Annotated in this window: 24 protein-coding genes; 7 read left to right on the top strand and 17 right to left on the bottom strand. The window is 73.7% G+C overall.

Annotation, left to right across the window (positions count from 1 at the left end):
• Positions 1-200 precede the first annotated feature (200 nt).
• The 3 genes from FHS39_RS21240 (at position 201) to FHS39_RS21230 (ending at position 2,284) form a co-directional block, all read left to right on the top strand.
• Positions 201-938, top strand: coding sequence for an SDR family oxidoreductase (locus tag FHS39_RS21240; RefSeq protein WP_184351008.1), 738 nt, complete (start codon positions 201-203; stop codon positions 936-938).
• Positions 939-1,003: 65 nt separating this feature from the next.
• A complete protein-coding gene (locus FHS39_RS21235; RefSeq protein ID WP_184351007.1) occupies positions 1,004-1,396 on the top strand; it encodes a SchA/CurD-like domain-containing protein in 393 nt (130 codons plus the stop codon).
• Positions 1,397-1,426: 30 nt separating this feature from the next.
• Positions 1,427-2,284, top strand: a complete 858-nt coding sequence (locus tag FHS39_RS21230) for an NAD(P)-dependent oxidoreductase (protein ID WP_184351006.1) — start codon at positions 1,427-1,429, stop codon at positions 2,282-2,284.
• 64 nt (positions 2,285-2,348) lie between these two features.
• Here FHS39_RS21230 and FHS39_RS21225 read toward each other — a convergent pair whose 3' ends face one another.
• From FHS39_RS21225 to FHS39_RS21215, 3 genes are read right to left on the bottom strand one after another with little or no spacing between them, the layout of a single operon-like run.
• Positions 2,349-2,603: an acyl carrier protein gene (locus tag FHS39_RS21225; protein ID WP_184351005.1), complete on the bottom strand. Its 255-nt coding sequence runs from the start codon at positions 2,601-2,603 to the stop codon at positions 2,349-2,351.
• Positions 2,604-2,650: 47 nt separating this feature from the next.
• The gene (locus tag FHS39_RS21220; RefSeq protein WP_184351004.1) at positions 2,651-3,634 is read right to left on the bottom strand and encodes a beta-ketoacyl-ACP synthase III; all 984 of its coding nucleotides are present in this window, start codon (positions 3,632-3,634) and stop codon (positions 2,651-2,653) included.
• Positions 3,631-4,404, bottom strand: a complete 774-nt coding sequence (locus FHS39_RS21215; RefSeq protein ID WP_184351003.1) for an NAD-dependent epimerase/dehydratase family protein — start codon at positions 4,402-4,404, stop codon at positions 3,631-3,633. Before FHS39_RS21215 ends, FHS39_RS21220 begins: the two co-directional genes overlap by 4 nt.
• 174 nt (positions 4,405-4,578) lie before the next feature.
• Between FHS39_RS21215 and FHS39_RS21210 the strand changes: the two genes are divergently transcribed.
• Positions 4,579-5,007, top strand: coding sequence for a hypothetical protein (locus tag FHS39_RS21210; RefSeq protein WP_184351002.1), 429 nt, complete (start codon positions 4,579-4,581; stop codon positions 5,005-5,007).
• A gap of 69 nt (positions 5,008-5,076) precedes the next feature.
• Here FHS39_RS21210 and FHS39_RS21205 read toward each other — a convergent pair whose 3' ends face one another.
• From FHS39_RS21205 to FHS39_RS21195, 3 genes are read right to left on the bottom strand one after another with little or no spacing between them, the layout of a single operon-like run.
• Positions 5,077-6,249, bottom strand: a complete 1,173-nt coding sequence (locus tag FHS39_RS21205) for a nucleotide disphospho-sugar-binding domain-containing protein (protein WP_184351001.1) — start codon at positions 6,247-6,249, stop codon at positions 5,077-5,079.
• Between the two features lie 53 nt (positions 6,250-6,302).
• On the bottom strand, positions 6,303-7,097 hold the full coding sequence (locus FHS39_RS21200) for an FkbM family methyltransferase (protein ID WP_184351000.1): 795 nt from the start codon (positions 7,095-7,097) through the stop codon (positions 6,303-6,305).
• Positions 7,098-7,137: 40 nt separating this feature from the next.
• A complete protein-coding gene (locus tag FHS39_RS21195) occupies positions 7,138-8,613 on the bottom strand; it encodes an FAD-dependent oxidoreductase (protein WP_184350999.1) in 1,476 nt (491 codons plus the stop codon).
• A gap of 240 nt (positions 8,614-8,853) precedes the next feature.
• Between FHS39_RS21195 and FHS39_RS21190 the strand changes: the two genes are divergently transcribed.
• From FHS39_RS21190 to FHS39_RS21180, 3 genes are all read left to right on the top strand, one after another.
• The gene (locus FHS39_RS21190) at positions 8,854-10,050 is read left to right on the top strand and encodes an amidohydrolase family protein (protein ID WP_184350998.1); all 1,197 of its coding nucleotides are present in this window, start codon (positions 8,854-8,856) and stop codon (positions 10,048-10,050) included.
• 147 nt (positions 10,051-10,197) lie between these two features.
• Positions 10,198-11,532, top strand: a complete 1,335-nt coding sequence (locus FHS39_RS21185; protein WP_184350997.1) for a glycosyltransferase — start codon at positions 10,198-10,200, stop codon at positions 11,530-11,532.
• The gene (locus FHS39_RS21180) at positions 11,529-12,719 is read left to right on the top strand and encodes a cytochrome P450 (protein WP_184350996.1); all 1,191 of its coding nucleotides are present in this window, start codon (positions 11,529-11,531) and stop codon (positions 12,717-12,719) included. Before FHS39_RS21185 ends, FHS39_RS21180 begins: the two co-directional genes overlap by 4 nt.
• 61 nt (positions 12,720-12,780) lie before the next feature.
• On the opposite strand, the gene FHS39_RS21175 is transcribed toward FHS39_RS21180, so the two are convergent.
• From FHS39_RS21175 to FHS39_RS21125, 11 genes are all read right to left on the bottom strand, one after another.
• Positions 12,781-13,479 (bottom strand): N-acyl homoserine lactonase family protein, encoded by a 699-nt coding sequence (locus FHS39_RS21175; RefSeq protein WP_184350995.1) that lies wholly within the window; start codon positions 13,477-13,479, stop codon positions 12,781-12,783.
• On the bottom strand, positions 13,476-15,089 hold the full coding sequence (locus FHS39_RS21170) for an FAD-dependent monooxygenase (protein ID WP_184350994.1): 1,614 nt from the start codon (positions 15,087-15,089) through the stop codon (positions 13,476-13,478). Before FHS39_RS21170 ends, FHS39_RS21175 begins: the two co-directional genes overlap by 4 nt.
• Before the next feature lie 15 nt (positions 15,090-15,104).
• A complete protein-coding gene (locus FHS39_RS21165) occupies positions 15,105-16,172 on the bottom strand; it encodes a glucose-1-phosphate thymidylyltransferase (RefSeq protein ID WP_184351109.1) in 1,068 nt (355 codons plus the stop codon).
• Positions 16,169-17,206, bottom strand: a complete 1,038-nt coding sequence (gene rfbB / locus FHS39_RS21160) for a dTDP-glucose 4,6-dehydratase (protein ID WP_184350993.1) — start codon at positions 17,204-17,206, stop codon at positions 16,169-16,171. The genes FHS39_RS21165 and rfbB overlap by 4 nt, the downstream gene beginning before the upstream one ends.
• A 68-nt stretch (positions 17,207-17,274) precedes the next feature.
• Positions 17,275-17,511 carry a DUF6059 family protein gene (locus FHS39_RS21155; protein ID WP_184350992.1) on the bottom strand — a complete coding sequence of 79 codons (237 nt, stop codon included), beginning with the start codon at positions 17,509-17,511 and terminating at the stop codon, positions 17,275-17,277.
• A gap of 29 nt (positions 17,512-17,540) precedes the next feature.
• On the bottom strand, positions 17,541-17,855 hold the full coding sequence (locus FHS39_RS21150) for an antibiotic biosynthesis monooxygenase family protein (RefSeq protein WP_184350991.1): 315 nt from the start codon (positions 17,853-17,855) through the stop codon (positions 17,541-17,543).
• Positions 17,852-18,181, bottom strand: coding sequence for an antibiotic biosynthesis monooxygenase family protein (locus FHS39_RS21145; protein WP_184350990.1), 330 nt, complete (start codon positions 18,179-18,181; stop codon positions 17,852-17,854). The genes FHS39_RS21150 and FHS39_RS21145 overlap by 4 nt, the downstream gene beginning before the upstream one ends.
• A 1-nt stretch (position 18,182) precedes the next feature.
• Positions 18,183-18,932, bottom strand: a complete 750-nt coding sequence (locus tag FHS39_RS21140; protein ID WP_184350989.1) for an SDR family NAD(P)-dependent oxidoreductase — start codon at positions 18,930-18,932, stop codon at positions 18,183-18,185.
• Positions 18,933-18,986: 54 nt separating this feature from the next.
• Positions 18,987-19,451 carry an anthrone oxygenase family protein gene (locus FHS39_RS21135; protein ID WP_184350988.1) on the bottom strand — a complete coding sequence of 155 codons (465 nt, stop codon included), beginning with the start codon at positions 19,449-19,451 and terminating at the stop codon, positions 18,987-18,989.
• Positions 19,448-19,912: an SRPBCC family protein gene (locus tag FHS39_RS21130; protein WP_184350987.1), complete on the bottom strand. Its 465-nt coding sequence runs from the start codon at positions 19,910-19,912 to the stop codon at positions 19,448-19,450. The genes FHS39_RS21135 and FHS39_RS21130 overlap by 4 nt, the downstream gene beginning before the upstream one ends.
• Before the next feature lie 2 nt (positions 19,913-19,914).
• Positions 19,915-20,172, bottom strand: a complete 258-nt coding sequence (locus tag FHS39_RS21125; protein ID WP_184350986.1) for a phosphopantetheine-binding protein — start codon at positions 20,170-20,172, stop codon at positions 19,915-19,917.
• Positions 20,173-20,196: the final 24 nt, after the last annotated feature.

Genomic DNA, 20,196 nt, shown 5'->3' with positions numbered 1-20,196 from the left:
ATTATCCCTGAATTCCCCCGACAGGGGCGAACCGCAGCCCGATTCTGTGCCTTCGGCCAAGGAGCGGGCGCTTCCTTATGTTCCTTCGGCCAACCGCGCTCACCGGGCGTGACGGGCGCCCCGCGGCTCCAGCGACCGTCCAGGCGGGGGCGGAACAGTCTGCCGTACACGCGAAGCGTTTGACCACGCCTGGAGGCACAGTGGATCAGCGATTGGACGGCAAGCTGGCGCTTGTCACCGGAGCGACGCGCGGGATCGGCCGGGAGACGGCCCTGGCCCTGGCCCGGGCCGGGGCGGATGTCGTCGGCTGCTACCGGACGGATGCCGAGGCCGCGGACGGTGTCGCACGGGAGCTGGCCGAGACCGGTGGAAAGCACCGGATCGTCCGGGCCGACGTGACCCGGCCCGAGGACGTGCAGCGGCTGATGGACACCTGCCGCGAGGCGGGCCCCGCGCTCGATGTGCTCGTCAACAATGTGGGCGTCGACGCCGCGGCCACCCTGCCCGAGCTGTCGGAGGCGGAGTGGCAGCGGGTACTGGACACCGACCTCACCACCGTCTACCGGGTGACCAGAGCGGCCCTGCCGCTGCTCGCGCAGGGCGCCTCGGTCGTCTCGGTCGGCTCCTCCGCCGCCGCCCGGGGCGTCCCGGCACGCGCCCACTACGGCGCGGCGAAGTCGGGCGTCATCGGGCTCACCCGGTCGCTGAGCAAGGAGCTCGGCCCGCGGGGCGTACGGGTCAACGCGGTCGCGCCCGGGATCGTCGACGTCGGCGCGGACGGCGGGCCGTCCCCGGAGATCCGGGCCCGGATGGCCCGGATGTCGGCGCTGGGGCGGCTGGTGACCGCGCAGGAGGTGGCCCAAAGCGTGCTGTTCCTGGCGTCCGGCGCGGCCGCCTACGTCACCGGCGTCACGCTCGGCGTCGACGGCGGCCTGTGACGGCCGGCACGCCCATCACGGCCGACGCCTTCTCTCAACCCGTTCCGATCAAGAAGGAGACACCCATGCCCACCGCCGCCATCACCTACAAGGTCAAGCCCGGCTTCGAGGAGGAGATCGCGGAGATCTTCGCGGACTTCAAGCGGGCCGGCTCGCCGATCATGCGGGACGACAGCGGCAAGGAGATCGGCCGCATCCAGGCCACCGCGCTGTTCATCAAGGACGACCGGATGGTCCGCTTCATCCGGTTCGACGGAACGCTGGACGACGTGGCCCGGCACATGGCGGCCCAGGAGGGCGTCAAGGAGGCCGAGCGGCGGCTCGCCGCGTACCTGGCCGAGCCCAGGGACACCTCCACCGTCGAGGGCTTCCTCACCTACTTCCGCAACAGCACCATGCGGTGCCTGTCCGAGCTCTCCGTGGACAGCCTGCCGCCGGAGATCCTCGCCAAGCTCTGACCATCGGACGAAACAGACGAAGGGTTGCTGATGACAGGCCCGCACCTCGCCTTCCTGGGGCTCGGCAGCATGGGCAGCGGCATGGCGCTGCGCCTGCTCGACTCCGGTTTTCCCGTCACCGTCCACAACCGGACCGCCGACCGGGCGCGCCCGGTGGCCGCCGCCGGTGCGGCGCTGGCCGCTTCGGCGGCCGAGGCCGCGGACGCCGCCGACGTGCTCGTGCTCAGCCTCGCCGACGACAAGGCCGTCGACGAGGTCCTCTTCGGCCAGGTCACGCTGCGGCCCGGCATGCTGGTGATCAACACCTCCACCGTCTCCCCCGGCTACGCCCGCGGCGCGGCCGCCAAGGCGTCGGCGGCCGGGGCCCGTTGGGTCGACGCCTGTGTGGTGGGCAACCCGGCACAGGCCCGCGAGGGCACGATGCGGGTGCTCGCCTCCGGGGCGCCGGAGGACGTCGAGGCGGCCGGCCCGGTGCTGCGGGCGCTGGGCGGCACCGTACTGCCGCTGGGCCCGGTCGGCCGGGCGCCCGCCATGAAGCTGGCGTTCAATCTGCTGCTGGGTGCCCAGGTCGCCTCGCTCGCGGACGCCGTGCGCTACGGGGAGCACGCCGGGCTCGACCGTGATCTGCTGCTGGCCGCGATCGGCGGCAGCGGGTTCAGCTCCAAGGTCATGTCGTTCCGTGCCGAGGTGATGCGCAGCGGGGCGTACGAACCGGCCGCCTTCCGGGCGGCGTTGATGCACAAGGACCTGCGGCTGGTGGTGGAGGACGCCCGCGAGCTGGGCCTGGACCTCGCGGTGACGGACTGTGCGGCCGCGTACTTCGGGCAGGCGATCGCCGAGGGGAACGGCGACGCAGACGCGGCGGTCGTCGGGGCCGCGAAGGAGTGAGCGGCCGGCCGCATGCGAAGGGCGGTGGGACCCTGGGGGTCTCACCGCCCGACGCATGCGGCCGCTACACCTCCGCGAGCCTGCGGCGTACGTAGGTGAGCACTCCCCCGACCGTCTTGAGGTCGTCGAGGTCCTCGTCGGGGATGGGAAAGCCCAGGTCCTCCTCCAGGCGCGTCATGATCTCGTAGACCGCCAGCGAATCCAGGCCGAGTTCGGCGAACTCGACGTCCAAGGTGGTGTCGTCGAAGACGATCGAGTCCTCCACCCCGACGCAGGCGTCGACGTTCCGCTGGAAGTCGGTCACGGTGAATTCCCGCATCTGTTCCTCCTCGTGAGTCGTGTCTGTCCGGTGGTGCCTGTCGTGGGTCACGGCAACAGCACGACCTGGCCCGCGTAGTTCAGGCCCGCCCCGAATCCGATGAGCAGCGCCGCGTCCCCGCTGCGCACCGTCCCCTGGTCGGCCAGCCGTTCCAGGGCCAGGGGGACGGAGGCTGCCGAGGTGTTGCCGCTGTGCACGACGTCGTCGGCGACGACGGTGCCGGCTGCGAGTCCGAGGCGGTCGGCCATGACCTCGGTCATGCGCAGATTGGCCTGGTGGGGCACGAAGGCCGCAAGTTCTTCGAGGGTCACGCCCGCGGCCGCCAGGGCCGCCCGTCCAGCGGGCGGGACGTGGCCGACCGCCCACCGGAAGACGCGGCGGCCGTCCATCCTCATGTAGGGGCGCTCGGCGGCTCCCCACGCGCCGTCCATCCGGATGGCGTCGGCCTGCGACCCGTCGGCGCCACGGACCACCGGGCCGATGCCGGGTTCCGCGGAGGGGCCGACGACCACCGCTCCCGCCCCGTCGGCGAAGAGGAAGGCGATGGTGCGGTCGTGCGGCTCGACGATGTCGGTCATCCGCTCGGCGCCGACGACCAGGACGTGCCCGGCGCCCCCGGCCGCGACCGTGTCGGCCGCCACGGCCAGCGCGTGGCAGAAGCCCGCGCAGGCGGCGGAGAGGTCGAAGGCCGCCGCGCCCCGGGCGCCGAGCCGGTGGGCCACGGTCATGGCCAGGGGCGGGGTCTGCAGCACGTTCGACATGCTGGCCACGATCACGCAGTCCACCTGAGGGGCCGTCAGGCCCGCCTGGGACAGGGCCTTGGCCGCGGCCTGGGTGGCCATCAGGGCCAGCGTTTCGTCCGGTTCCGCGAAGTGCCGGGTGCGGATGCCGGAGCGGGTCTCGATCCACTCCTCGGTGGAGTCGATGCGCCGGCACAGCTCCGCGTTGTCCACCACCCGCCGGGGCCGGTACGCGCCCACGCCGAGGATGCGGCTGTGGCGGCGGCCCGGGGTGCTCAGCCGCACGGTCATCGCCGCTCCGTCCCGGCGTCGGCGGGCGCCGCCTGCGTCTCGCGGAGGTAGCGGTCGATGACCTCGCGGTAGTAGCCGGGCGCGGACACCCGCCGGTGGACGTCGGGTACGAGCGCGGCGAGGCGTTCGACGGAGACGGTGTACGCGCCCGCCGCGTCCCGGTAGGTCTTGCGTGCGACGACGCCCAGCGCGCGTTCGAGGTGGGCGCCGATGTCCTCGACGGGCACCGCGGTACCGGAGGCCACGTTGACCACGCGGCCCGGTTCGGTGGCGGCGAGCAGGGCATCGAAGAAGCGGACGGCGTCGTCGATGTGCAGCAGGTCGCGGTAGGCGCCGCGGTGAACTTCCAGTGCGCCCGCGCGGACCTGGCCGACCAGCGAGGGGAGCAGTTGGTGCGGCCGTTGTCCCGGGCCCACCAGGTGGGTCGTCCGCAGGATCAGGTGCGCGACGCCCGAGAGGGCGAGCACCCCTTCGAGGGCCAGCTTGTGCCGGGCGTAGGCGGAGCGGGGGTAGACCGGGCCGTCCTCCCGGCCGGGGCAGTCGGGCGCCCCGTACATGCCCGCCGAGCAGGTCGAGAGGTAGACCAGGCGCCGCCCGTCGGCGCGGCAGCGCCGGACCGTGCCGTAGAGCAGGTCCGCCTCCCGGGCGAACTGCTCCTGCGACACCGAGCCCGCGCTCGAGACCCCGGCCGCGAACACCACGGCGCCGGGGTGCCGGTGGGCGAGCGGGCGAAGATGGCGGGCGATAAAGCCGTCACCGACGATCTCCATGGGCTTCGTGGTCCCTCCTCGCGACGGTGAACCGTGCGCCCCGAGCTTGCGGCAGTGCCCTGGCAGGTCGCTGGAGCACGGCTGTCGTGGTGCGTCCAGAGGGCGTCGAGGGGCGGCTGCGAAGGTGACCGACAGGGCCGGGCCCCCGGCAGCCACAGCGAGATCGGAGCGGACATGGCAGCACGTACGCACGACTTCCGGGAACTGCGGAAGCTGACCGAGGGCAGGTCGGCCGAGGAGGTGGAAGCGGCCGCGGTGGAGGCCTGCGGCGGGGTGGACGAGGTGCTGGACGCGGTCTTCACCGCCTACCGGGACGCCTTCGACCCGCAGCGGGCGGGCGACGCACAGGGCGAGTTCCAGTTCGACGTGACCACCTCGGCCGGGACGCGGCAGTACACGGTCGCGGTGGGCGAGGGTCGCTGCGAGGCGCGCCGGGGTCCCGGCGCGCCGGCCACCGCCGTGACGACCGTCGGGCTGGGCAATCTGCTGCTGATGGCGGCGGGCGAGGTCACCGGGTTCCGGCTGTACGGCAAGAAACTGCTGACCACCGAGGGCGACTTGACCGCCGCGATCGGCTTCAAGGACTGGTTCGTGTTCGGCTGATCCGGGGGCGCACAGCGGAACGGGAGGCCTCAGGCCTCCCGTTCTCGTGTGTGTGCCCGGTGTTCGCGGTCAGGCCCCGGCGGCCACCAGCTGTTCCAGGCGGGCGACGGTCTGCGCGGGTGACGGCATCGCCGCGGCCTCCTCGGCCACCGCGCGGGCCACCCGGGCGTAGGAGGGGTCGTCGAGCAGGTCGACGACCGCCTGCCGCAGGTGCTCCACGCTGTTCTGGTCGTCGGCGGTGTCGACCGTGCGGCCCGCCCCGCAGGCGGCCACCTGGTCTCCGTACTGGAACTGGTCGAGGAACTGCGGCAGGACGAGCTGGGGCAGGCCGAACGCGGTCGCGGTCAGGCAGGTGCCGGCGCCCCCGTGGTGGACGACCACGTCGCAGCGGTCCAGGAAGAGGTTCAGCGGCAGGGACTCCACGATCCGCACGGAGGAGGGAACCGGGCCCAGCCCTTCGCGGTCCGAGGCCGCGATCGCGATCACCGGCTCCACCCCCTCGATCCCGGCCACCGCCTCGACGAGCCTGCGCAGCAGCGGCATGCCGTTGAGCACGATGGTCTGGGTGCCCAGGGAGATGCACACCCTGCGGGGGCCGGAGGGCTCGCGCGCCCAGTCGGGGAGCGTGCCGGTGCCGTTGTACGGGATGTAGCGCATGGGCTGCCGGACGCCGTCGGCGGGCGGGGACCACAGTGTGGGCGGGCAGTTGTCGAGGGTCAGGTCGGGGGCGGGCAGGCCCGCGCCGGTGCCCAGCCGGTCGGCGGTGGAGGAGAGCAGGCCCCGGGCGGTCTCCTCGAACCGCTCGGAGACGGCCGTCAGGCCGAGGCCGTGCCGGACGTGGGGCACCTTCAGTGCCCCGCTCACCAGGCGGCCGGCGAACTCGAACGGTTCGCTGACGACCAGGTCGGGCCGCCAGGAGCGGGCGAACTCCAGGTACTTGTCGACGGTGTACTGAGTGTGCGTGGCCCAGGTGCGGGACGCCATCCCGTACATGGGCTCGATCAGGCGCCCCCACGCCTCGATCGGCGACTCGTCCTCGGGCAGCCGCTCCCGGAGGAAGGCCAGTTGCCCGAAGGGCTCGCCGATCGGCTGGGCGCACAGCCCCGCCGCCCGGGCCACCGGCACCAGATCGGGCTGGCCCGCGACGACGACCTCGTGGCCGGCGGCGCGCAGGGCCCAGGCGAGCGGCACCATGGGGGTGAGATGTCCGTTGGCGGGGATGGCGGTCAGCACGATGCGCATGGGTCTGCCACAACTCCTCGGTTGAAGGGACGACTTGGGCGGGCGGGGTGGTGTCAGTGGTCCCTCGCCGCGTACAGCATGTGGACGTTGGTGCCGGCGAGCAGGGCCTCCTGCCCGGTCTCGACGTGGAACCCGCGGCCGGTGAGCTGCTCGGCGACGGAGGCCAGCCGCCCGTCGGTGTCGTGGATCTCGGCCACGACGCGGCGCACCCGGGGCCAGGCCGCCTCGCCGACGCCGTCGAGCACGTCCTGCTCGGCCCGCTCCACGTCGATCTTCAGCAGGGCGATCTCCTCGACGCCGTGCTCGTCGAGGGCGGCGGACACGGTGGTGACCCGCACCGGGTAGCTCCGTCCCTGGTGCATGGCGGGGAGGAAGGCGCGTGCGAGCTCCTCGTCGAAGCCCGCGTTGGCGAGGTAGACGGAGGTGTTCCGGCGGTCCTCCTCCGCGTCGGGGTAGAAGCTGCTCTGGGCGGGCGAGCGCGGGTAGTAGGTGAGGTCCCGCTCACCGGGCTCCGCGCCCAGGGCGGCCTGGACGGGGGTGATGCCGGGGCCGTGCCGGGCGACGTTCTCGCGCAGGCAGGAGAAGCAGTCCTCGGCGGGTTCGAAGGCGAACACCCGCAGGCCGGGCACCAGCCCGGTGAAGAACAGCGCGGCGAGCCCGATGTTGGCCCCCACGTCGAAGACGACGTCGCCGGCGGCCAGGCCGCTCACCCCTTTGCGGTAGAGCTCGTTGTCGGTGATGTCCTCCCACAGCGTGGCCGCCTGGTGGGGATCGGGGCTCAACACCTTCCGGGCGTCGGGCAGGGCGACCTCACTGGCGTCGCCGGACGCTCCGGGTGATCCGTTCATGTCTCTCCTCGCTCTCGTCTGTGGCCTTGCCGGGCTGCGCTCAACCGCCGAGGACACGCTCCAGGTACCGGCGTGCCCCCTCGTCCGCGTGGCCGCGCCTGCCGAGGTGGCCGTCCGGCCGGATCAGCAGCGTTTCGCCGGTCTCCAGGGCGTAGCCGCCGGCTTCACCGGCGGCGAGCCGGGCGCGGCGGACGCCGGGCAGCGCGTCCAAGGGGGCGGCCCGGTCGGCGGTGACCGCGACCCAGCCGCCTTCGCGCAGTTCGTCGTAGAGGGTGGTGGCACGCCCGTCCGCCCGTACGAGCGCCACCTGCGGGGCGCGGTCGCCGGCCTGCAGGCCGGGGCGGTCGGACTCCTGCTCGCTCAGCGGGCCCGTGCGGTAGTCGACGGCCTGTGCCCCGCGGGCGCGCTGCTGTTTGCGGACCCCCGCGCGGACCGCCTCGGCGGCGGGGGGCGTGCCGACGCCGCCCCAGAAGGAGCGTTCGGTGCGCCGGATCAGGTCGTGGGCGACGGGCATCCGCTCGGCGGCGTAGGTGTCCAGCAGCGCGTCGGGGGCGCCACGGTGGACGGCGGCGAGTTTCCAGCCGAGGTTGAAGGCGTCCTGGATGCCGGTGTTCATGCCCTGTGCGGTGACGGGCATGACGGTGCGGGCGGCGTCGCCGACGAGCAGGCAGCGGCCCCGGCGGAAGTCCTCGGCGACGCTGTTGTGCAGCCGCACCCGCCAGTTGTGCAGCGGGGCGTCCAGGCGTACGCGCGCGGAGCCGGAGAGCTTGCGGACGTAACTCTCCACCTCCTCCACGGCCGGGTCCTCGCGGCGGCCGGGGTCGGGGTCGGCGACGGCCGCGAACAGCCGGCGCCGGCCGCCCGGCAGCGGGAGGTTTCCCAGGAAGCCGTCCCCGGCGAGGTACAGGTGCGCCTCGCCGGGGCCGCCCGGCAGCCCGTGCGCGACCGCGTCCACCTGGACGAGCTGGGTTCCGGGGAAGGGGGTGGTGCGCCAGCCGATGCCGAGCTCCTGCCGGACCACGCTGTGCGAGCCCTCGGCGGAGACCACCCAGCCGGCCCGCGCCCGCTCCCGTACCCCGTCGCGGTCGAGGAGGACCGTCACGCCGTCGGCGTCCTGCCCCAGCCCCATCGCCCGCACGCCGCGTTCGACCTCGACGCCCAGCTCCCGCAGCCGCCGTGTCAGGGCGCGTTCGGTCTCCTGCTGGCCGATCAGCAGCGGGACCGGGTAGCGGCCGCCGACCTCGGCGAGTCCGACGGCCAGTTCCTCGGGTCCGAAGAGGTGGTAGACGCGGCGCTCGTAGCCGACGCCGCGCCGCCGCAGGTCCGCGACGTCCAAGCCCATCAGCTCGAACGTCTCCAGGGTCCGCTGCCACACGGTGCAGCCCCGCGTCCCCTCGCGGGGCTGCGGCCTGCGGTCCACGATGCGGCAGTCCACTCCCCGCCGGGCGAGCTCGACCGCCGTGGTCAGGCCCACGGGGCCCGCGCCCACGACCAGAACCCCGGTCGCCGTTGCCAAGGCAGCCACCTTCCTCCCGCTCTCCGAGCGCCAACTGGCTTGTGGCGTAGATCAATTGATGTGACATCAGTTGATTGCCGAGCTGCGTGGACAGGCGTACGCCCCCTCGCCTACGGTGGATCCGACCGGACTCCCACAGCCCTGTCGGCCCCCTCCCGGCTCCGCTTCCCCAGCCTCACCGTGCGCACTGGACGCACGGTCGACGCGCAATGGCAGTGCCGGATCCGCAGGAGGGAACCCATGAGCCGCACGATCTTCCGCGAAGTGACCGTCTTCGACGGGCACGGCGTTCGCACCGACGACACGGTCGTCGTCGACGACGGCCTCATCGAGGCGGTCGGCCGTGGGCTGCCCGTCCCCGCGGGCGCCGAGGTCGTCGAGGGCCGGGGGCGCACCCTGCTGCCCGGCCTCATCGACGCGCACACCCACGTGGTCGGCCCGGCGCTGCGGCAGGCGCTGCGGTGGGGGGTGACCACGGAGCTGGACATGGCCAACTTCCCCGAGCCCATCGCCCGCGCCAAGCGGGACCAGCACGGCCCGCTCGGCGGCTCGATCGCGGATCTGCGCTCGGCCTGCTGCGCCGCCACGGTGCCCGGGGGGCACGGTTCGGAGCGCTTTCCCGACATTCCCACGCTGACCGAGCCCGAGGAGGCGGCCGCCTTCGTCGACGCGCGCATCGCCGAGGGTTCGGACTACATCAAGGTGCACTACGACGACGGCCAGATCGCGGGCCGCATGGAGAACACCGAACTGCCCGTCATCCGCCGGGAGACGATGGCGGCGGTGCTGACCGCGGCCCGCGAGCGGGGGCTGCTCACCCTGGTGCACACCGGCACCGTGCAGGCCGCCGTCGAGGCGGTCGAGGCAGGTGCGCACGGGCTGGCGCACCTGCTGGTGGACCGGGCGCCGGGCCCGGAGTTCGGGCAACTCCTCGCCCGGCACGGGGCGTTCGCCGTGCCCACGCTCAGCATGGTCGAGCTGCTCTCCGGCGGCCCGGACCTGGGCGGCCTCGGCGAGGAGGCGGCCGTCGCCCCGTACCTCACCGCCGAGGACCACGACCTGCTCGCACGCCACCGCAAGGGCGAGGCGCGTCGCCTCCCCGTGGACCTGGCGGCCGCCGAGGCCGCCGTCCGCTCGGCACGCGCCGCCGGGGTGCGGCTGCTGGCCGGCACCGACGCGGTGATGTGGCTGCACGGCATCGGGCTGCACCGGGAGCTGGAGCTGCTGGTCCGGGCCGGGCTGACCCCCTCCGAGGCCCTCACCGCGGCGACCGCCGCCCCCGCGGAGGCATTCTCGCTGGCCGACCGGGGACGGATCGCCCCCGGCCTGCGCGCGGACCTCGTACTGGTCGACGCCGACCCCACCGCGGACATCCGGGCGAGCCGGGCGATCGCGGGCGTGTGGAAGCGGGGGGAACGGGTCTCCCGGGAGAACTAGACGGGTCGGTGCGGGTGCGGCCGGCGCCACGAGCAGGGCGTCCAGCGGCGGTCCAGCGCCATGGGCCACCCTGTCCGCTGTCCCGGCCCGCCCGCTCCCCCATCCGTGCGGCCTCGACGCATCCCTCGGACCCGAATGGAGCGGACGATGTCCACCGTACTCATCGCCACTCTGGCCGCCAGCGGCCATGTCAACCCCTTCGGCCCCGTGGCCGCGGAACTGGCCGGGCGCGGGCACGACGTGATCTGGTACACGGGGGCCGCCTACGGCGAGCGGGTGGCCCGCTCGGGGGCCCGGTACGCACCGCCCGAAGAGGGCCGCTTCACCGATCTCGACCGGCTGACCGAGGAGTTCCCCGAGTTCCTGTCCCTGCCTCCCGAGGCGCGCGGCCCCTGGTTCGTCGAGCACGTCTTCGTCGAGCCCGTGCCGGGGCAGTACCGGGACCTGCGGACGCTGATGGCCCGCCACGGGGCCGATGTGCTGCTGGCCGACTCCACCCTGGCCGCCGCCTCGCTGATGCACGAGCTGCACGGGGCCCTGTGGGCCACGCTGAGCGTGGCGCCGCTGGCGCTGCCGGACCCGCTGGTGCCGCCCTTCGGCAAGGGCCGGCCGCCCGGCGGACAGCCGTGGCGCCGCGCCCGCCGCCGCTACACCGAGCTGGTCGAACGCCGCCGCTTCCCGCAGCCGCTGCGCCGGATGAACGCCATCCGCCGGGAGCTGGGCGTACCGCCCGTACGGACCGGCCCGTTCGACGCCAATCTCACCCCGTACCTCTACGCGCAGGCGACCGTCCCCGAGTTCGAGTACCCGCGGCGGCGGCTGCCCGCGCACGTGCACTTCGTCGGGCCGCTGCTGCCCGAGCCCCGCGCCGCGGGGCCGCTCCCGGCGTGGTGGCCGGAGCTGGAGAAGGACCGCCCGGCGGTGCTGCTGACCCAGGGGACGGGCGCCCGCGACCTCGGCGAGCTGGTGATCCCGGCCGTCCGGGAGCTGGCGGGCGACGACCTCACCCTCGTGGTGACGACGGGCGGCCCGCCGCCCGAGGAGCTGCGGTCGGCGGACCTGCCCGCCAACGTCCACGTCGAACCGTTCCTGCCGTACGCGCAGTTGATGCCGCACCTGGATGCGCTGGTCACCAACGGCGGCTACGGGACCGTACAGCTCGCGCTCGCGCACGGCGTCCCCGTCGTGGCCTCGGGGGTGACCGAGGACAAGCCGGAGGTGTGCGCGCGGGTCGCCTGGAGCGGCACCGGCATCGACCTGCGACAGCGCCGCCCGTCGGGGCCGCAGGTCGCCGACGCCGTGCGCACCGTGCTCCGCGACCCCCGCTACCGCCGGGCCACCCAGGGCATGCGGGCCTCCTTCGCCGCCCATCGGGCGCCGCGGGAGGTGGCGGAGCTGCTGGAGCGGCTCGTCGCCACCCGCCGCCCGGTGCCGGCCCCGCCGCGCCGCCGCCCCTCCCCCACCGCCAGGAGAGCGACATGACCACGGAAGAAGCCCCGCCGTTCCCCTTCCCCACCGACCGGCCCTGGGAGCCCGCCCGCGAATTCGCCGCACTGCGGGCGCTGGACGGCATCCGGCGCGTCCGGCTGCCCACCGGTGACCGGGCCTGGCTCGTCACCCGCTACGAGGACAACCGGCGTGTGCTGTCCGACCCCCGCTTCAGCAGGGCCGCGGCAGCGCGCGCAGGGGCGCCGCGCGCCCGGCGTGCACCGCTGGAGGCGCGCTCGCTGACGACCATGGACCCGCCCGAGCACACCAGGCTGCGCCGGGTGGCCATGCGGGCGTTCACCACCCGGCGGGTGCAGGCGCTGCGGCCCGGCATCCAGCGCACCACCGACCGGCTGCTCGACGGCCTGGCCGCGGCCGGGCCGGGCGCCGACCTGGTCGCCGGCCTCGCCAGGCCGCTGCCGGTCGCGGTGATCTGCCAACTCCTGGGCGTGCCGGCCGGGGACCACGAGCGGTTCGGTGCCTGGACGCGCGTCTACCTGAGCGTGGACGGCCGCTCGGCCGAGGAGATCGAGGCGGCCGCCGCCTCGCTCAAGGGCTATCTGGCCGGCCTGATCGCCGAGAAGCGGCGGCGGCCCACGGACGATCTGCTCGCGGACCTGGCATGCGCCCCCGAGGAGGAGCGCCTCGACGAGGAGGAGCTGCTGACGTTCGGGGTGACGCTGCTGGTCGCCGGGGTGGAGACCGTCGCCCACGAGATCAGCGGCTCGGTGCTGGCGCTGCTGCGCCACCGCGACCAGTGGGAGCTGCTGCAGAAGCCCGGGGTGCTGGAGAAGGCGGTGGAGGAGCTGATCCGCTACACCCCGGCGGCGGTGAGCGGCGGCACGGTGCGGATCGCCCTGGAGGACGTGGAGTTGGGCGGAGTGCTCGTGCGAGCCGGCGAGGCGGTGCTGCCCGCCGTGATCTCGGCCGACCGGGACGCGGCCGTCTTCGACGGCCCCGACCGGCTCGACGTCACCCGCGACCCCAATCCGCACATCGGCTTCGGCCACGGCCCGCACCGCTGCCTGGGCGCACAGCTCGCCCGCGCCGAACTCGGCATCGCCGTGGGCTCGCTGGCCGCGCGTTTCCCCGGGCTGCGCCCTGCCGTGGACGTGGAGGAGCTCGAATGGGACCTGCGCACGATGCAGCGGGGGCCGCGGGCGCTGCCCGTCGTCTGGTGAGACGGGCACGGCGGCGCGGCGGACCCTCCCCGGTCCGCCGCGCCGCTGTCGGGTACCGCCGTCAGTCGTAGTACTCGCCGGGGCCGGTGCGCAGCGTCGCCCACTGCTCGGCGTCGTGGCCGCGCACCAGCAGGGCGTTCTCCGCCTCGGCCAGGTCGAGGAGTTTGCGGGTGCTGGCCCGTACCGCGTCCTCGTCCGTGTCGAAGGGCGTCATCGCCCGCTGGCCGGGGTCGAGGTGTTCGGCGGAGGGGATGGCGTCGGCCGCCAGCAGCACGGCGCCGGTGCGGGGCAGGCGGACGAGGACCGACTGGTGCCCGGCGATGTGGCCGGGGCTCTCCACCAGGCGCACCCCGGGCAGCAGGTCCGTGTCCCCTTCGACGTGCCGGTACTTCAGATGCGGCAGGTCCCAGTGGGCCCGGGCCATCTCCAGCCGGGGCACCGAGCCCGACAGCGCCAGCTCGTGGTGGGCGCGCTGGACGACGAACTCGGAGCCGGGGAAGAGGTCGTGGTTGCCGGCGTGGTCGGGGTCGAGGTGGGTGCAGACCACCAGGTGGACGTCCTCGGGCCGCAGCCCCTCCGCGGCAAGGCGGGCCGTCACCCGCTCCTCGGCCGTCACCCGGACGAAGGCCTTGGGGCCGGTGGCGTCGGGCGGGAAGCCGGTGTCGATCAGCACGTTGGTGCCGTCGCCGAGCCGCAGGAGGTAGCCGGGCACGGGAGCCCCGACGGGGGTGGTGCCCAGGCGGAACAGGTGCAGTCTCATCGGGTGCTTCCTTCCGGCGCGGTGGTCGTGGGCACGGCGGCGGGCCGTCGTCCCAGCAGGCGGTGCAGCTCCCCGTCCAGGGCGGCTGTCGACGGCTGCCGGTCGAACCGGGCCCCGACGAAGCCGTCCGGGCGGACGAGGACCGCGCCGTGCGGCGGGACGCCGTGGGCCTTCGCCCACCCGTGCGAGGGGTCGGCCAGGCCGTCGTGGCCGATCCGGTGGACGGTCAGCGGGAGCGGTCCGGCGGCCGGCTGCGGGCCGTCCGCCGCGGGTCCGGTCACCAGGACCGGGCCCCGGCCGTCGTACAGGTCGAGCGTGGAGATCCGGCGGCCGTCGCGCTCCAGCCACAGGTGGGGAGCGCGGGTGCCCGGCTCGCCGGTGAATCCGCCGTCCGCCAGGACGTCGGCGGGGGCCGTGTCCCCGGCCGGGTAGCGGTATCCGAGTGCCACCGTGTGGTCCGGCCGGATCGCACCGGGCAGGGGCTGCTGCCCGTGGCCGGGCCGGTCCAGGGAGCGCAGCACCGCCTGTTGGACGGTGGCCCGGACCACGGGCAGCCGCTCGCGCTCGTAGCCGTCGAGCAGTTCGGGGGCGGCGCTGCCGCGCAGCACCAGGGCGAGGCGCCACGCGAGGTTGTGCGCGTCCTGAATGCCGGTGGCCGAGCCGAAGGCCCCGGTGGGCGGCATGGCGTGGGCGGCGTCGCCGACGAGGAAGACGCGGCCCGAGCGCAGCTGCCGCGCCGTCCGGCCGGCCGCCTCCCAGGGCTGGGCACCCAGGATGTCCGCCTCCAGTGCGGGCAGGCCCGCGGCGGCCCGCACTGCGGCGCGGCAGCGCTCCGGCGGCCAGTCGGCCGCGCCCTCGCCCGCCGCCAACGGCACGTGCAGCAGCCAGCGGTCGGTGTTGTTGACGGGCAGCAGCCCGGCGGTGACCTCGGCGTTGCGGACGTAGGCCATGAGGAAGCGGCGGTCGCCGAGCGGTGCGGTGAGGTCGGCGCGGAAGTGGATGTTGAGGTAGTGGGCGAGGGTGCCGTGGCCCTCCATGGGGATGCCCAGGGCCTCGCGCAGCGGGCTGGCGACGCCGTCGGCCGCCACCAGATAGCGGGCGCGCACCGCGTACTCCTCGCCGGTGTCGCGGTCCCGGACGGTGGCGGTGACACCGTCGGCGTCCTGGGTGTGGGAGCGCAGTTCGTGGCCGAACCGCAGCTCTGCGCCTGCATCTTCGGCGGCCTCGCGCAGCAGCGGCTCCAGCTCGTCCTGCTCGCACAGGGTCCAGCCGGTGGGGCTGAGCTCGCCCGTACCGTCCTGCGGGTCCTGCATGTAGTCGCGGGTGAAGCCGGGGGCCTGGCGTCCGGCGAGGGACTCCATGCGGACGATGCCGCTGTTGCCCGCGAGGGCGCGGGCGGAGCCGGTGCCCCGGATGCGCTCCTCCAGCCCGGCCTGCCGGAACAGCTCCATGGCCCGGACGTTGACGCCGCGTGCCCGCGGGTGCGGGCAGGTGCCGCGGTGGCGCTCGACGAGCAGCGGCCGCTCGCCGTGCCGGGTGAGGAACACGGCGGCGGCGAGGCCGACGAGGCCGCCGCCCACGATGAGGACGGGTGTCCTCGCGTCGTCCATCTCTCTTCCCTTTCCTCAGCGGTTCAGGCGGACCCGGCTGTGGTCACCGACGATCAGCTGGTGGGCCCGCGGCGCGAAGGCGGCGGGCGACACTTCGACGTCCTTGCCGATGAGCGAGTCGCGGATGCCGGGGACGCCGCGGATGGAGGAGCGGTCCATGACGATCGAGTACTCGATCTCGGTGCCCTCCAGGCGGCAGCCCGGGCCGATCGAGGTGAACGGGCCCACGTAGCTGTCGGTGACGACCGCGCCCGGGCCTATGGTGAGCGGGCCCACCAGGCGCGAGCGGGTGATGACCACGTCCTCGGCGACGTCCACCCGTCCGACGATCTCGCTGTCGTCGTCGGCGGTGCCGCGCAGGCGGGGCTCGATGTTCTCCAGCACCATGCGGTTGCACTCCAGCATGTCCTCGACCCGGCCGGTGTCCTTCCAGTAGCCGGTGATGACGTGCGAGGAGACGTCGGCGTGCTCGCGGATCAGCACCTGGACCGCGTCGGTGATCTCCAACTCGCCCCGGTGGCTGGGGCGCAGCGTGCGCACGGCCTCGTGCACCAGGGGGGTGAACATGTAGACGCCGACGAGGGCGAGGTCGCTCTTGGGCCGGCTCGGCTTCTCCGCGACCCCGGTCACCCGCCCCGCCGCATTCAGTTCGGCCACGCCGAACTGGGTGGGGTCGGCGACCTTGGTCAGCAGGATCTGGGCGTCGGGCCGCCGGGCGCGGAAGTCGTCGACGAAGCTGCGGATGCCGGCGATGACGAAGTTGTCGCCGAGGTACATCAGGAAGTCGTCGTCGGCCAGGTAGTCGCGGGCGATCAGCACGCAGTGCGCGAGCCCCAGCGGCTCGGCCTGCGGGATGTAGGTGACCGACAGGCCGAACCGGGAGCCGTCGCCCACCGCGGCGCGGACCTCGGCGGCGGTCTCGCCGACGATGATGCCGACGTCGCGGATGCCGCAGTCGCGGATGGCCTCCAGGCCGTAGAAGAGCACCGGTTTGTTGGCGACGGGCACGAGCTGTTTGGCGGAGGTGTGGGTGATGGGCCGCAGCCGGGATCCGGTGCCGCCCGCGAGGACCAGGGCCTTCATCGTGCGCCGCCCTCCTGCCACACCGACTCCTCGGCGACCGGGCGCCGGTCCAGCAGCGGCTTCCACCACTGCGGATGGTCGCGGTACCAGCGGATGGTCTCCCGCATGCCCTCCTCGAAGGGCACGGTGGGCCGCCAGCCGAGCTCCCGCTCGATGCGGGAGGAGTCCAGCAAATACCTGCGGTCGTGGCCGGGCCGGTCGGCGACCGTGGTCTGCAACGAGGCCGGGAGGCCGAGCTCGTCGAGGACCAGGTCCGCGATCTCCTGCACGCTGGCCTCCTTCGCGGTGCCGACGTGGTACGTCCGCCCCGGCACGCCGCCCGACAGCACGGCGTCGATGGCCCGGCAGTGGTCGTCGACGTGGATCCACTCGCGCCGGTGGTGCCGGGAGGCGTACACGGGCAGCTGTTTGCCGCGCAGGGCGTTGGTGACGAACAGCGGGAGGACCTTCTCCGGGAACTGGTAAGGCCCGTAGTTGTTGGCGCAGTTGGTGAGGGTGACGGGCAGTCCGTACGTCTCGTGGTAGGCGCGCACGGCGTGGTCGGCGCCCGCCTTGGAGGCGTTGTACGGGGTGCGGGGCCGGTAGGGGGAGTCCTCGTGGAAGGCCTCGGTGGCGTCCAGGGCCAGATCGCCGTAGACCTCGCAGGTCGACACGTGGTGGAAGCGCTCGATCCCGGCCTGCCGGGACGCTTCCAGCAGCTGCTGGGTGCCCAGCACGTTGGTGCGGAAGAAGCGGGCCGGGTCGAGGACGGCGAGGCTGTTGTGGGACTCGGCGGCGAAGTTCACCACCACGTTCACCCGGTGCTCGCGCAGGATCTCCGCCATGCGGGGGCCGTCGGCGATGTCGGCGTGCGCGAAGACGATGTCCTCGCGCACCGCGGCGAGGTTCTCCTCGTTGCCCGCGTAGGTCAGGGCGTCGACGGCGACGACCGGGTCGTCGGGGTGCCGGTCGCGCCAGTAGCGGACGAAGTTGGCGCCGATGAAGCCGGCGGCGCCGGTGACGAGGACGGTGCGGGGTGGTGTGGCACGGTGCATCAGGGCATCCCTTTCGGTGAGTCACGCAGGCTGCGGGCCGGGCCCGGTGACCGGGGCCCGCACCCCGGTCACCGGCCCGGCCACGGTGGATCTCCACCCAGCTGGCCGAACAGCCCCCGCTCCGCCGGGGTCGGCGGAACCCCGAGGAGCAGCCGCTCGGGCGAGCCCGGCGGGGGTTCCGACAGGCAGGGCGGCGGCCCGCCGTAGGACTCCGGGCACGGGGGCATCGGGAAGTACAGCGCCCCCAGCGCCCGGAACCCCTGGAAGAGGGCCGAGCCCAGCGCGCGCAGCATGGTCCGCAGCATCGCCGGATTCCTCCTCGGGCCCTCGCCCCTCACTGGGCGGCGAGGACCTCGTAGATCCCGTAGTGCCGGCCGCTCCCCCGGTCCTGGTACGGGCGCAGCGGTGAGGTCTGGGCCCGGTGTGCGGGGCCCTGTTCCCAGTCGCGGAAGGAGTCGGCGTCCTTCCAGTAGCTGAGGACGGCGAAGGAGCCGTCCTCGCCGTCGAGGCGGGAGCGCAGCAGTTCGCTGCGCAGCAGGCCGGGTACCCCGGCCAGTTCCTCGTTGATGCGGTGGAAGGCGGCTTCGAGGGGGCCGGGGCCCTCCTCGGGTGCGCGGCAGTAGAGCACCACCCTGACCTCGCCGCTCATGCCGCCGCCCGGGCGGAGGGCAGGTGGCGCACGATCCGCATGGTGGCCATGGAGCCGCCGGAGCGGTACGGGTGCAGCCGCTCGCGGTGGGTGACGTGTTCGGCGCTGTGCTCGAAGGTGCGGAAGCCGGCCTCGTCGGTCCAGTCGCTGATGATGTAGTAGACGTGGTCCTCGTCGGTCGAACGCAGCAACCACTGGCCGAGGTTGGCCGGGTCGCCGGTGACGGCGTTGCCGATCTCCAGCCAGGTGCGCTCGAAGTCGTCCTGCTTGCCGGGGTGGGTCTCCACGCGCAGCAGGACCCGGAAGACCTCCTCGGGGTGCGCCATCTCAGATCCCCCCGTCGACGTGGATGATCTCGCCGGTGAGGTAGACGGAGGCGGCGCTGGCGAGGAAGACGACGACCGAGGCGACCTCGGCGGGCAGGCCGAGCCTGCCGAGCGCGGTCATGTGGCGGTAGCGCTGCTGGAGCGCCTCGTACTCCTCGGGCGGCAGCTTCGTCGCCTCCTCGGTCTCGATCACGCCGGGGGCGACGACGTTGACGCGGATGCCGCGCGGGCCGAGCTCCTTGGCCAGCGACCTGCTGAGCCCGATGACGCCGGCCTTGCTGGCGGTGTAGTGGGCGCGCAGCGGCAGCCCGACGGTGGCGACGCGGGAGCCGATGTTGACGACCGAGGCGCCGGGCGAGAGCAGCGGCAGCGCCTTCTGGGTGACGAGGAAGGGGGCGGTGAGGTTGGCGTCGACGATGCGCCGCCACTCCTCCAACGGCAGTTCGGCGAAGGGGATGTGGGAGATGACGCCCGCGTTGTTGACGATGGTGTCGAGCGTGCCGAAGCGGGTGCGGCACTCCTCGACCAGCCGTGCCACGTCCTCCGGGTTGCCGACGTCGGCCTTGACCAGGTGGTGGTCGCCGGGGAGCGCCTTCAGTTCGCGGGCCAGGCTCTCGGCGGCCTCGCCGTCCTGGCGGTGGCAGGTGACGACGTCGGCGCCCGCCTCGGCCAGGGCCAGCACCACGGCCCGGCCGATGCCGCGGGTGCCTCCGGTGACGAGCACGTGCTGCCCGTCGAGAGAGAGGTCCATGAGTTCTCCGTCCATGGGTCGGTAAGTCACAGTCGATGGATCACGGTCGGTGGATCACAGGGCGAGTGCTGCCGCGGCGGCGTTGGCCAGCAGCGCGGCGACCGCGAGGGCGGTCCGCACGAGGTTCCAGTTGCGCCATTTCACCCGTGGGTCGATGCGCTCGAAGTCCGGTGGAAGGGTGTCCGGTTCCAGGGAGCCGACCCATTTGTTGATGGGCACGTTCTTCACGAGCGAGACCACGATCGCGCCCAGGAGCAGCACGGCGGCGGCCGCGACGGGCACCCGGACCGCCGTCGCGGTGCCGGGCAGCACGGCGGTCGCGGCATCGGTGAGCAGGGCGGTGATCATGCACAGGGGCATGAACGGGTCGAACCGGGTGACCAGGAACTGGTGCACCGGCACATAGCGGTCGGCGGGGAGGCTGAGCAGCAGCGGGGCGCCGCCCAGCGAGGCGATCATCAGGCCGCCGGCCGCCATGCCGCTGCCGATCAGCGCGAAGGGCAGGAGTATCTGGGTCATTTCCCGGTTCCGCGGGCCGCCTGCTCGACGAGCTTCTTGATCCGGGCCATCTGGACGCCGGTGTTGGTGTTCAGGTGGGCGGCCATCGCCTCGTCGTCGAAGGGCATCTCGGGCCGGACGTGGAACTCCTGGACCCAGCGCATCCGGACGCCGCCCTCGGCCTCCGCGTAGTCCCAGTGGATGTTCATGAACTCGAACGGCCCGGTCTCCACCCGGCGCGCCCGCACGGTGCGGGTGACGGGGTCGGGGTGGCGCACCGACACCCAGCTCCAGACCTTGCCGTCCTCGTCGGGGAACATCGTCAGCCGGAAGCGGATCCCGCCGTCCGGGGTGCGTTCGAGGATCTCGGCCGAGGCGTATTCGTCGAACAGTCCGGGCCAGGACTCGATGTCGTTGGTCATCCGCCACACCAGGTCCATGGGGGCGTCGATCACCACGGAGTTCTCGGTCTTCGCCGCCATGGTCAGGCCACCTCCGCCAGGTGCGCGTCGACGTACTCCAGGACGGCCCGCGGGGTGGCGAGGAGTTCGACGTCCTCGTCCCGGATCGCGACGCCGTACTGGTTCTGGATGCGGGCGGCGATCTCCAGCAGCGCCAGGGAGTCGTATCCGAGGCTGCTGAAGGGGGTGTCGAGGATCGGCCCGTCGAGGTCCACCGCCTCGTCGACGCCCACCCCCTCCCGCAGGATGGTCTTGAGCTGGTCGAGCGTGAAGGCGCTCACGGTTGTTCCTCCCTTTCGACGGTG

Origin of the sequence: Streptomyces olivoverticillatus, assembly GCF_014203555.1 — a bacterium.
Classification (GTDB): domain Bacteria; phylum Actinomycetota; class Actinomycetes; order Streptomycetales; family Streptomycetaceae; genus Streptomyces; species Streptomyces olivoverticillatus.
This window is presented reverse-complemented; position numbering and strand designations above follow the sequence as displayed.

Bases quoted from the DNA above. Each gene is read 5' to 3' on its own strand.
- FHS39_RS21190 (WP_184350998.1), top strand. From the start codon at position 8,854: ATGAGCCGCACGATCTTCCGCGAAGTGACCGTCTTCGACGGGCACGGC.
- FHS39_RS21200 (WP_184351000.1), bottom strand. From the start codon at position 7,097: ATGAACGGATCACCCGGAGCGTCCGGCGACGCCAGTGAGGTCGCCCTG.
- FHS39_RS21175 (WP_184350995.1), bottom strand. From the start codon at position 13,479: ATGAGACTGCACCTGTTCCGCCTGGGCACCACCCCCGTCGGGGCTCCC.
- FHS39_RS21135 (WP_184350988.1), bottom strand. From the start codon at position 19,451: ATGACCCAGATACTCCTGCCCTTCGCGCTGATCGGCAGCGGCATGGCG.
- FHS39_RS21185 (WP_184350997.1), top strand. From the start codon at position 10,198: ATGTCCACCGTACTCATCGCCACTCTGGCCGCCAGCGGCCATGTCAAC.
- FHS39_RS21180 (WP_184350996.1), top strand. From the start codon at position 11,529: ATGACCACGGAAGAAGCCCCGCCGTTCCCCTTCCCCACCGACCGGCCC.
- FHS39_RS21215 (WP_184351003.1), bottom strand. From the start codon at position 4,404: ATGGAGATCGTCGGTGACGGCTTTATCGCCCGCCATCTTCGCCCGCTC.
- FHS39_RS21220 (WP_184351004.1), bottom strand. From the start codon at position 3,634: ATGACCGTGCGGCTGAGCACCCCGGGCCGCCGCCACAGCCGCATCCTC.
- FHS39_RS21205 (WP_184351001.1), bottom strand. From the start codon at position 6,249: ATGCGCATCGTGCTGACCGCCATCCCCGCCAACGGACATCTCACCCCC.
- FHS39_RS21145 (WP_184350990.1), bottom strand. From the start codon at position 18,181: ATGGCGCACCCCGAGGAGGTCTTCCGGGTCCTGCTGCGCGTGGAGACC.
- FHS39_RS21155 (WP_184350992.1), bottom strand. From the start codon at position 17,511: ATGCTGCGGACCATGCTGCGCGCGCTGGGCTCGGCCCTCTTCCAGGGG.
- FHS39_RS21165 (WP_184351109.1), bottom strand. From the start codon at position 16,172: ATGAAGGCCCTGGTCCTCGCGGGCGGCACCGGATCCCGGCTGCGGCCC.
- FHS39_RS21170 (WP_184350994.1), bottom strand. From the start codon at position 15,089: ATGGACGACGCGAGGACACCCGTCCTCATCGTGGGCGGCGGCCTCGTC.
- FHS39_RS21140 (WP_184350989.1), bottom strand. From the start codon at position 18,932: ATGGACCTCTCTCTCGACGGGCAGCACGTGCTCGTCACCGGAGGCACC.
- FHS39_RS21235 (WP_184351007.1), top strand. From the start codon at position 1,004: ATGCCCACCGCCGCCATCACCTACAAGGTCAAGCCCGGCTTCGAGGAG.
- FHS39_RS21225 (WP_184351005.1), bottom strand. From the start codon at position 2,603: ATGCGGGAATTCACCGTGACCGACTTCCAGCGGAACGTCGACGCCTGC.
- FHS39_RS21130 (WP_184350987.1), bottom strand. From the start codon at position 19,912: ATGGCGGCGAAGACCGAGAACTCCGTGGTGATCGACGCCCCCATGGAC.
- FHS39_RS21150 (WP_184350991.1), bottom strand. From the start codon at position 17,855: ATGAGCGGCGAGGTCAGGGTGGTGCTCTACTGCCGCGCACCCGAGGAG.
- rfbB (WP_184350993.1), bottom strand. From the start codon at position 17,206: ATGCACCGTGCCACACCACCCCGCACCGTCCTCGTCACCGGCGCCGCC.
- FHS39_RS21230 (WP_184351006.1), top strand. From the start codon at position 1,427: ATGACAGGCCCGCACCTCGCCTTCCTGGGGCTCGGCAGCATGGGCAGC.
- FHS39_RS21210 (WP_184351002.1), top strand. From the start codon at position 4,579: ATGGCAGCACGTACGCACGACTTCCGGGAACTGCGGAAGCTGACCGAG.